This is a genomic window from Vibrio sp. DNB22_10_4, assembly GCF_052879755.1.
This window is the reverse complement of record NZ_JBNNXW010000001.1, coordinates 953456-967256: the sequence shown is the minus strand read 5'-3', so window position 1 is coordinate 967256 and position 13801 is coordinate 953456. Positions and strand designations below refer to the sequence as shown.

Sequence of the window (13801 nt, the reverse complement as noted above, 5' to 3'; positions counted from 1 at the left end):
CTACCACCATAACGAATACATATGAACAGACATTGCATTAGACTTTTAGCGTTTTCATTTACATTGACGTGTTTTCCTGCCCTTGCCGCTGTCGAACTGTATAACCAAGAAGGTACAGAGCTTTCCGTTTACGGCGCTATTGCCGCGCAAGTGAGCCAATATGATTATGACCAATCCTCTGCGATGGGAAGTCCTGAAGGTTATAACTACAACAGCGATATTGTTCACATTGAGGATCCAGGTTCTTACGTCGGTATCGACCTCTCTCACCAAGTGGGTTCAATGCGTGGACTTGTAAAACTCGAATGGGATGTGAACTTCGGTACACAGTCCGATACATCTGACGAGGCACTACAACAACGTCAAACCTACGTTGGGTTTGCGCATGACGATTACGGCCAAGTGACCATCGGTAGACAAGAGAGTCCCTACATGAAAACCGATAAGGGCTATTACGCTTATTGGGCTGGCGGACTTAACATGATGCAATCAGATGAACTTGGCAGTCGTCGCACTGCTAATACCGTGGTTTGGTCAAAACAGACCGATAGCTTTTATTTGGGGCTTCAATACCAGGCGAGTAGGAATGTTGAACAAATTTCTTTCGGTAACGGGCTCAATTTTGGTTCTGTTTTTCAACCAACTGAAGACACGCCAAATATCTCAATAGACAACGGCTTTGGTGTTGCCGCTACCTACACATTCGATTTTGGTACCTATGTGGCGCTTGCCTATAACCAAGCAAATAATATTAATGGTAAATTCATCGACTTACTGGGCATCCCTGATCCATCATTTAGCCTTGTCGCGAGCGATGCCAAAGTACAACAGTACGCTCTGGCGTTAGAGCATCACTTCTTTGACGGTCAGCTTTCTGTATCCGGACGCTATGAGCGCTTCAACGCGCAAGATGGCACTGCGGCACCCAGTTTCGATGGTACTACCGACAATATTGGTGTTGGTGCCAACTGGTTTATCACCGATGCCGTGCGAGTTTACGGCAGCTATGAGTGGGCACTCGATAAGAACAACCTAACGCAAACCACAAATACTAAAGTAGGTATGATCAACGTCGGGGCAGCTTGGGCTCCGGTGCCTTGGGGGGAGCTGTACATAGAAGCCTACCACGATGATGTGACGCTAAATCAAACCCTAGATTGGCAATCAGGTGCTGCTCCGTCTGATTTTCGCGGTAACGCAACTCACATCTTCCTCGGTGCGGCCGTATTATTTTAGCCATCTCAACCTCTAGAGACTAAACACAGCCACTAAGGTGCTTGATGATCATATCAGGCACCTTGCTTCGATAATTTCGACACTAAAAGACGAACAATGGATGGCAAATCGAGTTACAAAGCTTACAATGCACCATCAAATACATAGCTAGATGACTCACCATGATTCCTGATTACACATTCGATACCCTCAACACCATGCCACGACAAGAGCTTGAAGAATTTGCTGCGCGTATGATAAGCCGCATGGTACCCGAGGACGTAATGACCGAGCTGTTCACCTTCGAGCAAGAAGAAGTGGATAACGAAGAACGTATGCTAGCAACCCAGCTTGACGCCATTTTAAGAATGACCGCGATTGCTCTGTGTGAGATTCAACAAGCATTTGACGATTCAGACAATGCTATCCAGAACAGTGAGCGTATGACGCGTCTCGTCTTATGGCACTTCTACGCCGTGTCATTCAACCTAGAAAAAGCGATCCCGTTGCAGACCCACTGTAACCACGTCGAAGTGTTGCTGAATAACCGACCTAAAGACGTACTAGGCTGGGTAAAGGAACTGAATGACTTGTTGCACTCTTACGCAGAGATCAACACTGAAAACTAAACATCAACTGTTCGGTAAAACCTAGATTCTGAGCAAATCTCTCCTAACCTATTTTGAGTGATGTTGTTGCATATCGTGATAACAACATCAATTCATAACAAGTCGTTAGGGAGACGTTATACAATGTATTCAGATTTGCTTGAACCTCAGCCGCAGCAGAAAAAGAAACAACATCAACCATCGATCACCCAGCGACGTGCGGCTTCCACTAAGGCTTTGTCGGATCAGCGCAGCAACTCTGAACAACCCAACGTAGCTCAGCGTCAAACCAACCTCCAAGATAATCGTCTACTCCACGCTGCGAACTCTCCCATTCAACACCACTCGGAACAAGGTTCCCAACCACAAACCCCAACAACCAACGTGATGCAACGAGCGAAAGTGCCTGATGGTTTCGATCCCGATGCTTGGGAGAGCCTCCCCCCTCATGCTCAAGCTGTTTATAAGCTCATCGCACAATCACCTAACTTCGACATACTTCGACACGATATGGGTGAGAACAAACTCATTGCAGAATGTGCAAACCTGGGTATGGCTCTTGAACTTGCTGAAAGGTCGGTCAAATCGCTGACCGATTACGCCACTATGGTGAACAAAAACGCAGCCAAAGCAAAAGCAGTCGCTAAACAAGCTGTAGGGTTTGGTGTCGGTGTCGGTACGTCATTTGGCAGCATGGCTCTCAAACCCGTCGCAAATGGCGTTGGTAACCATTTGGCGGGCTACGCAATCAAGCAAGGTATTAGTGGAACCGGAGTAGGCGTCAAAAAAGGCAGCCAATGGGCTGCTGGCAAACTTGCCAGCAAAAAAGTTGGTTCTGAAGATATGGACATCGCTGAAAACCTAAGAAAAAACACGGGTAAAGCCGTTCACAACCGAAACAGTGCGACAGAATGGGTCGCTGAAAAAGCACAAGATATTCGAGATGACAAATATTGGGTTGCCGCTGGCTTTACGCCCGTTCTGTTAACCACACTACTTACAGCCACCACTGTGCTTACTGGCGGGCTAGCGCTTATTCCTGGCATTGCCTTATCTGGTATCCTAGCGATAGCCAAAGCGGCCGTCGACGTTGATAGTGTTGACGAAGTTGAACGTAAGCTGGTTCTGCAAGGTGAGACCAGACTTCGTAGCGTCCTCAAAGACATCGGCCTTGCCTATGTACTATTCAACAACTGTAGGTTTGGCAATGAAGATAAAATCATACAAGTGAAGAACGCCATGTTGAGCTCACATACTATTGTTCAACACGCGGTCGACCATATATGCACCCAAAGATAATCAAGAATACCCTTCAAACGGCAATCGATGCCGCTCATTCGGCTTCTAAACCTCAATCCGTTAACCATTCAATGGCGTCTTGGTAGTTGCCAAAAGATGCCATGTCTCCAGCAATAAACCAGCTACCTATTTTACTCGCGAGTTCCTGCCAGTTTTTGTCACCGTAAATCGCGATCTTTTCTATGTTGAAGCCTAGTTTTAACCCTAACTGAAAATCATCCCAGGCGGCTCTTAACTCCCAACCAGAAAACTCGGTAATGTCGACCAGCATTTTCATGTGCTTGGCAGATATCCCCTGCAAACTCGACTCAAGTACTGGCGTTATCGCTTGGTAGTCTTCATGAGTAAGCTTGCCTGTTGCCTTGAGAATCAGCAGTGATTCGCCTTCAATGCGCTCTATTCCAATCGTAATTCCGTGACGTTGTGTGTTCATAGTTTTCCCCTACGCTTCCATCACCTGATTAAACAATAGAGTAAATCTGAAATGAAAATGTTGAAGTCACAACCAAACTTCACCAAATCCTTACGAAAGAGTGCAAAAAGCTAAAACGTACGTTAGCTGTTCATAAGAGACTGTTAGTTTTCGCCCGCCAAATACGGCAACTTTTCAACCCAACATTAACCTTATTAAGAACCCCATTTATACCTACAATGATGATGTAACAAATCGTAAAACATAACATTAACAAGACCTATAACTAACCATGAACTATAAAGCTCAGCAACTCCTACAGCATCTTTGTTCTCAATACGACCAAATTTCAACAAAATATCAGTCAGAACCATTTCCGGTTTTTGCCGAAACATTTGAAAGTGAATATGGTCATTGCTTAGTGAGAAGCCCAGCGGGAAGTCACCGTTTTAGTATTGTTTCAGTGAATTTTGTCCCTTCAGCTAGAGGACAAGGTGTGCTCACGCAGTTTATTCACTACATTAAAAATAACCCCTACCACTACCAAGGGGTAGAAGTAGAGATTATCGAAAACCAATGCCTGGCTAAAAAGCTTCTTTCGCTTGGCTGGGAGTACAAATCGGTCTTTAATCGGTGGTTTTGTTCAAAGACGCCTAGTTTGGTTAAGAATTTCTAAAGATGTTCTATTGCGTTTGTTCAGCAAGAATTTAAGCAAAAAAAGAGCCGCTAATCAGCGGCTCTTTTTAGATATCTAACTAAGAGTAGTTGCTAGCCAATAGCTATTTACTCTTTACCAAATACGTTGTTCTCTTGCTCTTGTACACGGATGAACGTGGTACGCTTTGTTAGCTCTTTAAGCTTAGCTGCACCTACGTAAGTACAAGTAGAGCGCACACCACCAAGAATATCGGAGATGGTGTCGTTTACATCACCACGGTATGGAAGTAGTACAGTTTTACCTTCTGCCGCGCGGTACTGAGCAACGCCGCCAGAGTGCTTGTCCATTGCTGATTGAGAAGACATGCCGTAGAACTTCATGAATTTCTCGCCGTCTTTTTCAAACACTTCGCCGCCAGATTGCTCGTGGCCTGCTAGCATACCGCCAAGCATGACGAAATCTGCACCGCCACCGAATGCTTTAGCAACGTCACCCGCACATGCACAGCCACCGTCACCGATGATCATGCCGCCAAGGCCGTGTGCTGCGTCTGCACATTCAATGATTGCAGAAAGCTGAGGGTAACCAACACCAGTTTTAACACGTGTAGTACATACAGAACCTGGGCCGATACCAACTTTAACGATGTCAGCACCCGCTAGGATTAGCTCTTCACACATGTCGCCAGTGACAACGTTACCTGCAGAGATAGTCTTGTTTGGGAACTCTGCACGAACTTTTTGTACGTACTCAACAAGGTGCTCTGAGTAACCGTTCGCGATGTCGATACAGATGAACTCTAGATCTTCGCTAAGCGCTAGGATTTCTTTAGTTTTCTCGAAATCACGCTCAGACGTACCCGTTGATACGAATACTTTGTTTAGCGTCTCTTTTGATGCGCCTTTAACGAACTCTGCCCACTGCTCAACAGTGTAGTGTTTGTGCATAGCTGTCATTACGCCGTGCTGCGCAAGAGCCGTTGCCATTTCAAAACTACCCACTGAATCCATATTTGCAGCGATAACTGGTGTACCAGACCATTGACGACCACTGTGCTTGAATGTAAAATCGCGCGTTAAATTTACTTGAGAACGACTTTTCAGTGTTGAACGCTTAGGGCGAAACAGTACATCTTTAAAGCCTAACTTAAGTTCTTGTTCGATACGCATTGTAAAAATTCCTCGATTTATTAGTACATGTTCCAGTGGGCATATGTCTAAACATAATGCGTTGGCTTTCCGTTGGCAGACGGTTCACCTTTCTTCGGACACAAAAAAACCGGAGCGTTGGCAGACGCTCCGGTTTTCAGCATTATAGGTCGCGAAAACTTTCTCGCAAGACTGATATTACAATTTTTTTTGTGGTACTATTCCGAAAAGCTACAAATTCGCCCGCAGCAAAACCTTCCGCCCTCTCAAATAAACCATCAATTTTCCTATAAATCAGGCAGTTAAGAAAAACCACCCTACATATTCCCACTCTAAACTTCCAAAGCAAACGTTTATCTATTGATGAAAATCTCATCGTTCAACACAAATCCAAGCAAAAACCTGTCATTTTAGCGCTCAAAAATCACTCAAAGCCTCTTTAAAAAGATCGTTTTTTTGAAAAAATCTTGCTGAATTTCTCAATCCCACCACTTTTTCGCACTACAAACGTAACGAATATCATTCAGCACATCAGAAGCCAACATGCCAACTTCTCCTTTCATCCGCGCATTTCTATCCGCCGCGCAGCTATGAACGAGTGTTCCAAGAACTGCAGCTTTAAAAACAGGGTAGCCCTGAGCCAAGAGTGAAGCGATGACACCCGCAAGCACATCTCCCATTCCTCCCGTTGCCATTCCCGGATTCCCAGCATGGCAAACAACGGTCGTTGAGCCATCGCAAATAATGGTTCCAGCACCTTTGAGCACAACAACGCCACCAAACTTTTGCTGCAAGTGGCGCGCGGCAGAAAAACGATCGTGTTCAATCTGGGTGCTTGTGATACCTAATAGTCTTGCGGCTTCACCTGGGTGGGGCGTTAATACTCGGTTGTCCATATGCTCTGGGGCAACACTTAACCAATAAAGACCATCGGCATCGACAACCATTGGCTTATTGAACTTGGTGCTAAGTAGCATGGCGGATTTATAAACACTCTCTCCCCAATGATCCCGTCCAAGGCCTGGACCTATGCATAGCGCGCTCGCCCAATGCGATCGCTGCTCAAGCAAAACAGAATCAGCCGCGCTGCCACTAACCATAGCCTCAGGAAGCAAAGCACGAATAGCCAAACAACTCTCCGGATGCACATAGGTTGCTGCTAAGCCCGCTCCTGATTTTAAAGCCGCACAAGAAGCAAGATAGGCTGCGCCGCTCATTCCATCGTTTCCCCCAACGACAAGCACACTACCTTGTCTTCCCTTGTGGGTATCACGCGCTTTTGCTTTCAATATCTCAAGCCAAGGCGATTGCGCTAGTAACGCGTTTGCTGTGTTTTGCTTTGCAAATACCTCATCGACACCTAGACCTGAAAAGCTCAGCACACCAGTGTGAGCTCTTGCACTCCCTGTCACTAAACCTTGCTTCACACCAATAAAGGTGACCGTGTAGTCAGCGACAATCGCGCTACCCGACACTGCGCCAGTATCCGTGTTTAACCCACTTGGTGTGTCTATCGCGACTATTGGCGCTTTCGCTTGATTAAGGCGTTCGATAAGGTGAGCAAAATAAGGCCTGACCTCGCCTTTAATCCCGGTACCTAGCAGTCCATCAACAATCACATCCACCGAGCTCGGAACCGTATTTTGCTCAGAGCTCATCACCCCGCCCGCTTTAACGAATGCATCATGCGCAGTAGCAGCATCCCCTTTCAACTCCTTTTCGGAGCCTACCTGCCAAAGAGTCACTGCAAGATCACGCTCAAGAGCAAGCTTGCCGACAACATAACCATCCCCGCCGTTATTGCCCTTTCCACAGCAAATCAGGATATGTTTAACGTTTGGGTATCGATGAAGTAGCTCATCAAAAACAGCTTGGCCTGCACGCAGCATCAGGGAATACATGTCAACATGACATGCTCGTGCTGCAAGCACTTCGCCTTCACGAACTTGATTGGAGGTATAGAGGTTCTCTGGGAGAGATGAATGACTTGAGGGTGTTGAAATCATAGCGCGTCCCTTTTCTGTGCTTGCATCAACAAGCGTATCAGAGAGTCCGCGCTGTAACTGTGAACTAGAGTGAGTGAACGCGAAAATAGAAACGCTCGCTGCACACATCTCATAGTAAGAATTAGCTAATACTGAGGCCAGAATATATGAAGAGCAAAACGAAGGACGATAGCAAAGATGATCAACGCGACTCCGAGCCTGTAACGCTTGTATTCAGCGACACTCATTGGAACACGTTTATAAAACATGGTCACCACACCTTTCCAGTCGTGGCTGCGGCGTCCATATTGCACAATGCCAGTCAAAATAAACAACGCACCGACTACCATTAGTGCTTTTTCCGTCCAGAATAGTCCTAACTCCATCATAGGGATACTCACTCCTTTATATTAGTACCCGTTTAGTGTATGCGGTAAGTGCAAGAATTTCTCTTGGACTATGGTCTAATGTCATTGAGGTCATTAAGTCTTTTGCGATATCACGCCAATCATCAATCTCAGAGGCCAAATGCGCCTGCTGTTTGGCGTTAATGCTGTTGATCGCGAGAGCGATATATTTTCCGGCGAGCTGCTGATTGTGATCGATTTTCGCTTGAAGCTCTGGTGAGTAATAGCTGTCTGAGTCATTGAGGAAGCGTTGAAACTCTGGCTGATAGTAAGCGAGGTCATTACGCCGATTAAGAAGCTGTCGCATATAATAATTCATCTGCCTGCGATGCTCCTGCCAGTCGAACACCGTCACTTGCATATTAGACGCCCATTCTCTAGCAAAACCTTTTTGCTCATTCGTGACCGTCCCGAACCAGCGTTCAAAGTTCTCTTCAATACGCTCTTGATAGATTTCTCGAACATCATCGTCATTCATGTCTTGATATTTTTTTACGAACTCACGGTTCTTCTCTTCAAAGTTTTCGATAAGCTCCTTTACTTGCTCATCGCTCATTTGCTGAGTCAACGCATACAATTCTGGAGTAACCTGCTCGACAAGTCTCTTGGTATGTGCCCTCACATCATTCATTTGTTGCAGCACATAAGCGCTATCGACCTGCTTGGGATCTTTCGCGCGAATCGCCTCCAGTTGTTTTACGTATTGAGGAAGCTCGTTCTCTTTGTGCCATTGGCCGAGTAACAAAATCCGCTCACTTAGGATGTCTTCCTGACCGTCACTGAGCGTGACGTAATCGTCAATATACTCAACTAGTAACCAATCAAGGTTACTGTAAAGAAATTTTGTTGTGCATCCGGTGATTACCAACAGCAATCCCACCAGCCATAGCCTTGATTTCCTGAACACTTTTCTCTCCATGTCGAACGCAGATAAACTCAATTCCGTTATACGCACAATACATCAAGATTAGATTGAAAATACAAAAAACGCCCATTTAAGGGCGTTTTTTGAGAAAAGAAAGTCACTCTTTAAGTGCGAAATGCCATGGCACCTTTGCCGACCCCTTCGTAGGCGATCACCTGCAGTGTTTGATTGTCAGTCAAGGTTTTGCTCACCTCATCCGCAATACAGTTTGCTAGAAGCTCAACGGTTGTATCGGTATCAAGAATTTCTGTCTCTAGCTTAGAAATAGCAAGCTCAAACTCACCTTGTGGTGCTGTATAGCGAAAGCCGTAGTGCGTATCGTCGGTAATATCGGTGGCATTGTCACTTAAACTAAGCTCAGCAAGATTTACTTTATCTTCTAATGAACCAAGATAGATATCCTGCCAACGCGCAGCAAACGCGGCTTCACGCTCCACATCACGCTGCCCGTTAACTATAAGCTCGATCGGAGAGCGATGGCCATGTGCAATACGCTGACAGTTACCATCGTGTTTTTTAAGGCCATGAGTGTAATGATAAAACGCGCCATTAATCATCTCGTGGCGCAGTGTAATCTCAAGCCCTTGTACATTGTCTGGTAAGTTGCCTTTTAAGATTTCATAAATATAGTCCGTTACTGATTCTATGGTTATCTCGTCAGTGTCAATCAAGCAAAACGCTTGATCAGGGCTGTGAAGATGTATGCTTCGCTCGCCTCTTAGGAAATCTAACTTGGCATAGCCTGGTTTTGAAGCTTGGTGGCTTACAGCGCCGCTTTTCATAGGAACGAGTAAGCGATGGTCAACATACTCATCAATTAGGTGTTTAATCTGTTTCTTTACTTTGCCAAAGTCGAGCACCATGCTCATCTCATTGAGTTCACCGGACAAAACTACATCCACAATCCAACTCTCTCCGACCATACCACGCTGTTCGCATAGGTAAGAAGAGTCGATAACGGTGAGATCTCTGACGAATAAATTCAAACTGAATTCCTTATTGATATTAGTTGTCATTACGCTGAACTGCGCATTATACCTATGTCACAAAAAGAAGCATCAATTAGAACCAATAAAGCCCCAGCTAGGGGCTTATCAATAAGTAAACAAATCTAAATAGATTAGATCTGAGGACGCGCTGTACCATGAGTTGATGGCGGCAAGTGTGGTAATGTCACTTGAGGCTGCTCACCTGTTAACGTTGTCAAGAATGCCGTGATCTTCTTAGATTCTTGTGGGGTAAGCGTTTGACCTAGCTGAATGTCAGCCATGATTTCAACTGCTTTTTGTAGATCCCACTCTGAACCGTCATGGAAGTACGGGTATGTCAGTTCAACGTTGCGAAGCGTTGGAACCTTAAACACGTATTTATCAAAATCGTTGCCGGTCACAGCTTTGCGACCAACATCTGGATTGTCGGTCTTAAACGCCTTCACTAGACCCATTTTCTGATACATTTGACCACCAGCTAATGGACCACTGTGACAGGCTGTACAACCTTTTTGCTTAAACAGTGCGTAGCCTTCCACTTGCTCTGTGGTTAACGCTGAATCATCGCCTTTTAGCCACTTATCAAACTTTGAGTTGGGTGTACGAAGCGTTTTCTCAAACGTCGCGATCGCATCCGTCACTTCAGTAATCGTGAACTCTTCTTTACCGTAAGCTTCTTTAAACCACTCACGATACTGTGGAATCGACTTTAATGTCCCAATCGCTAACTCATGAGAAAATGCCATTTCAATCGGATTCTCAATTGGCCCTGCAGCTTGTTCTTGAAGATCTTTAGCACGACCATTCCAAAATTGAACGAAGTTTAAATCTGAATTAAGTACGGTTGGTGAATTAATTCCACCCACTGCCCATTTGTGACCAATCGAAGTTGGCAAATTATCAACACCACCCGTAGCAACGTTATGGCAAGAGTTACAAGAAATAGTGTTTGACGCTGACAGCCTTGGTTCAAACCAAAGCGTTTTTCCTAGCTCAACCTTTGCTGTATCTAAACCCACAACAGGTTCAATCACTTTAATTGGCTCACTACTTTGACGCGCTGCATAACTACTGCATGACGCTACCGCAATCAGCGATACGATCAACATTTTCTTCATACGACTTCCTTTTATGTATTCAATAAATATTTAGCAAGCATACGGTAACCATAACGAATTATAATAACTCGCCAGCCTTTAATAATTATTTAGCTTAACGCTTACTTTGGCTCGTAAATAATATTTTACAACTTACATTTTATATAATGCAAAAACTCGATTGAGATGATGAAAAAAAGGAATGTTAAAATCCAAATGCCGTTGTACGCTTTGTATTTACAACAACACCCAGGATTAGTGATAGTTTTAAAATCACAATTAACAAACAAAATCTTTACGCAATCAGTTGATTAAAATCAAGTTTCTTCACCCGTAACGCTAACTGCAAAAATGCAGTTTGATTTTGTGACTCATTTTGAAAATTCACACTGTAAATACCACCTACAACGGGCACTTTATGGCCTATCTCCCTTCGTCATAACAGCAAAATTCCAGAGGTAATAAAGGATATTCCAAACTCAGTTTTTCAATGGTTTACCATGGTGCCCTAACCAATTGGAGCACGATTATGAAAAAAACTGTCTATACCTTAGCGCTAACTCTGTTCGCATCAATGCCAAGTTTCGCGAACATCATTGTCGATATGGAAGGTGTGGATGAAAAGGATTACGTCTACGATTTGCATAAATGTGAAGAAATGGCTGGCCAAGTGCAAAAACAACAAGCCTCCGGCGGTGCAATTAGCGGAGCAGCGAAAGGTGCAGCATTAGGCTCAGCCGGCGTTGCGATAGCCGGTGGTTCTGGTACAGAGGGAGCTAAAAAAGGCGCCGCGGTAGGTCTTGCTGCAGGCGTCCTAGGCCGTGGCCGAGCGAACCGAGACAATACCGAGCAGTACAAGCAAGATCAGCAATCCGTTATTAAAAACTGTATGACAAACCGTGGTTACGTTGTTCTTAACTAAGAATAAACTGGCTTTATAGATACAAGGCATTGAGAAATCAGCCTATTTCGTTTAGGTTTTAGCTATGTCCAAATTTCACTGGTGTGAACCGATATGAACGATCTCAATGCCCTACGTGTCTTCCTAACCATAATGGAAACAGGTTCCACCTCTAAAGCCGGGTTGGCGCTGGGTCGTTCTCAATCCTACGTCTCCAAAGTATTAGCACAGCTAAGAGACGAGCTCAACGACCCCCTTTTTATACGCAATGCCCAAGGTCTAACTCCAACCAGTTATGCGATTACTATAGAGCCCAAAATAAAACACGCTCTCAATCAGATAAGCGAAGCACTAACTCCTGACCACTTTTCTCCTTCAGCACTAGATAAAATCACCCTGCATTTAATTGAGCCTTATCTCATTTCCTGCGGTAAAGAGATCATTCAAGCTATTCGTAAGCAGACCCAAGCACCAATAGAGATTAGGCAATGGACCAAACTTTCTGAATCTCTACTTCTCACAGAAGAGGTCGACCTTGCCGTGCATGCATTGACAGATAAGCCACAATCTATCTATCAAAAGTACATTCATACCGGAACAGGTGAGTTGTTTGGCAATAAGCAAGGTGAGTACGTTAAATACCTAATTGCTGATTTAAATGAACATATAGATCTCTACAAATTGCTTAAAAGTGATGCTCAAGCGACGATTTTCGTCGATAACCACGCATTAATGACACAACTTCTCGATGACTGCTACACGATACGTTATCAAACCACAGAAGTAACAGAAAAAGCGCCTGTACAACTCGACTTAGCGATACTCACCAAAGCCTCTCGTAAGAATGAGCACAAGATACAATGGCTGATATCGATAATCGATCCCATACTCCGTCGCTACAAGCCCCTCTCTTACACTCAAAATTCAGGGGTTTCTGTCAAGTAGCAGGCGAAAACGGTCTGTAGACGCGCTTTGGGCTGCAACAATATGAAACTTATTTGTTTATTTTTGAAAATACACAAAAGCTAACCTATTTTTACTGGTGATGTATCTAATCGCATCGTTAACGATTAAAAGGACGTCATTATGAGAAAAACAGTGGTAGCAGCATCAATATTAGGCGCACTGACGGCAACAGCACCCGTCTTCGCCGACGAAGGTACATATATAGGCGCTCGTTTAGGGGGTTCGCAACTCTCCGACGCTTGTAACATCTCCGGAGCACCTTGTACAGATAGTGGTTTTAGTGCAGGTTTCTTTGGCGGATACGATTGGAATGACTATATCGCACTTGAGTTTGCTTATGACTGGCTAGGTAGCTACGAAACGTCGTTCATCGACGGTTCTACAGGTTATCGCCAAGATTCAAACATGAGTGCATTCACTTTAGCACCTAAGTTCTCTTATCCATTTACCGATGACTGGGCTGTATTTGGTAAGATTGGTGGTGCATACACAACTTATGGCGACCGCACGAATACTGCACTTATGGGCGGTGTAGGTGTTGAGTATGACTTCGCTACAGCATGGTCTGGCCGTCTTGAGTATCAACGAATCAATGGTGTCAAAGATGGTTGGTTTGACACAGATGTCGATACTTTCTGGCTAGGCGTGTCTTACTCATTTGGTAATGCGGCAGCAGCAGCGGCAGCAGCGGCGGCAACACAAGCTCCAGTGGAAGAGCAACCACCTGTTGTTGAAGCGGTCATTTTGACTAAGACCTTCGAGCAAGTTCAAGGTCAAGAAACGTTTGCCTTCAATAGCGCTAAACTAGAAGAGAGCAAGAAGTCTGACTTTGATCCTCTCATCGCGCTAATGAATGAGCACCCAGAAGCGACAGTTACCATTGTCGGTTACACCGATTCTTCAGGTCCTGAAGAAGTGAACCAACGCATTTCTGAAGAGCGTGCAGAGTCTATTGCAGCTTATCTAGAGTCTCAGGGTATCGACCGTTCGAAAATGTCTGTAAGCGGTATGGGTGAAGCGAACCCAATTGCGGACAACTCTACTAAAGAAGGCCGTGCGCAAAACCGCCGCGTTGAAATCACGGTTCCAGAGTTTGAGTACACTGTTGAAGAAATGGTAGAAAAAACACAATAAGTCATAGCAAGACTTAACTAAAAATCGGGCCAAACTAAAGGCCCGATTTTTTATTGA

14 protein-coding genes are annotated in these 13801 nt (G+C 44.8%); 7 read left to right on the top strand and 7 right to left on the bottom strand.

Annotated features, from left to right (window positions below; genetic code table 11):
- Positions 1-21: 21 nt before the first annotated feature.
- The 3 genes from ACVA6Q_RS04145 to ACVA6Q_RS04135 all read left to right on the top strand — a co-directional run bounded on the left by ACVA6Q_RS04145 (position 22) and on the right by ACVA6Q_RS04135 (position 3122).
- Complete coding sequence (locus tag ACVA6Q_RS04145; RefSeq protein WP_446646631.1) at positions 22-1236, top strand: porin; 1215 nt, start codon at positions 22-24, stop codon at positions 1234-1236.
- 161 nt (positions 1237-1397) lie between these two features.
- On the top strand, positions 1398-1844 hold the full coding sequence (locus ACVA6Q_RS04140) for an exoribonuclease R (protein ID WP_446646630.1): 447 nt from the start codon (positions 1398-1400) through the stop codon (positions 1842-1844).
- A gap of 123 nt (positions 1845-1967) precedes the next feature.
- Entirely contained in the window at positions 1968-3122 is a 1155-nt protein-coding gene (locus ACVA6Q_RS04135) for a hypothetical protein (protein ID WP_446646629.1), read from the top strand.
- 52 nt (positions 3123-3174) lie between these two features.
- Here the strand turns inward: ACVA6Q_RS04135 and ACVA6Q_RS04130 are convergent, their stop codons facing one another.
- Complete coding sequence (locus ACVA6Q_RS04130; RefSeq protein ID WP_353499426.1) at positions 3175-3555, bottom strand: STAS/SEC14 domain-containing protein; 381 nt, start codon at positions 3553-3555, stop codon at positions 3175-3177.
- A 271-nt stretch (positions 3556-3826) separates the two neighbouring features.
- On the opposite strand from ACVA6Q_RS04130, the gene ACVA6Q_RS04125 reads away from it, so the two are divergent.
- On the top strand, positions 3827-4210 hold the full coding sequence (locus tag ACVA6Q_RS04125; RefSeq protein ID WP_446646628.1) for a hypothetical protein: 384 nt from the start codon (positions 3827-3829) through the stop codon (positions 4208-4210).
- 107 nt (positions 4211-4317) lie between these two features.
- On the opposite strand, the gene ACVA6Q_RS04120 is transcribed toward ACVA6Q_RS04125, so the two are convergent.
- From ACVA6Q_RS04120 to ACVA6Q_RS04095, 6 genes are all read right to left on the bottom strand, one after another.
- Positions 4318-5361, bottom strand: a complete 1044-nt coding sequence (locus ACVA6Q_RS04120) for a GMP reductase (RefSeq protein ID WP_353499428.1) — start codon at positions 5359-5361, stop codon at positions 4318-4320.
- Positions 5362-5819: 458 nt separating this feature from the next.
- A complete protein-coding gene (locus ACVA6Q_RS04115; protein WP_446646627.1) occupies positions 5820-7346 on the bottom strand; it encodes an NAD(P)H-hydrate dehydratase in 1527 nt (508 codons plus the stop codon).
- A gap of 125 nt (positions 7347-7471) precedes the next feature.
- Complete coding sequence (locus ACVA6Q_RS04110; protein WP_353500208.1) at positions 7472-7711, bottom strand: hypothetical protein; 240 nt, start codon at positions 7709-7711, stop codon at positions 7472-7474.
- Positions 7712-7730: 19 nt separating this feature from the next.
- Complete coding sequence (locus ACVA6Q_RS04105) at positions 7731-8639, bottom strand: DUF6279 family lipoprotein (RefSeq protein ID WP_446646626.1); 909 nt, start codon at positions 8637-8639, stop codon at positions 7731-7733.
- A gap of 122 nt (positions 8640-8761) precedes the next feature.
- Positions 8762-9643 (bottom strand): 6-pyruvoyl trahydropterin synthase family protein, encoded by an 882-nt coding sequence (locus ACVA6Q_RS04100; protein WP_446646625.1) that lies wholly within the window; start codon positions 9641-9643, stop codon positions 8762-8764.
- Between the two features lie 134 nt (positions 9644-9777).
- Positions 9778-10764 carry a cytochrome-c peroxidase gene (locus tag ACVA6Q_RS04095; protein ID WP_446646624.1) on the bottom strand — a complete coding sequence of 329 codons (987 nt, stop codon included), beginning with the start codon at positions 10762-10764 and terminating at the stop codon, positions 9778-9780.
- Positions 10765-11272: 508 nt separating this feature from the next.
- Here ACVA6Q_RS04095 and ACVA6Q_RS04090 point away from each other — a divergent pair.
- From ACVA6Q_RS04090 to ACVA6Q_RS04080, 3 genes are all read left to right on the top strand, one after another.
- Positions 11273-11665, top strand: a complete 393-nt coding sequence (locus tag ACVA6Q_RS04090) for a glycine zipper family protein (protein ID WP_446646623.1) — start codon at positions 11273-11275, stop codon at positions 11663-11665.
- Positions 11666-11758: 93 nt separating this feature from the next.
- Positions 11759-12589, top strand: a complete 831-nt coding sequence (locus tag ACVA6Q_RS04085) for a LysR family transcriptional regulator (protein ID WP_446646622.1) — start codon at positions 11759-11761, stop codon at positions 12587-12589.
- Positions 12590-12730: 141 nt separating this feature from the next.
- Complete coding sequence (locus tag ACVA6Q_RS04080; protein WP_446646621.1) at positions 12731-13744, top strand: OmpA family protein; 1014 nt, start codon at positions 12731-12733, stop codon at positions 13742-13744.
- The last annotated feature ends 57 nt before the right edge of the window (positions 13745-13801 follow it).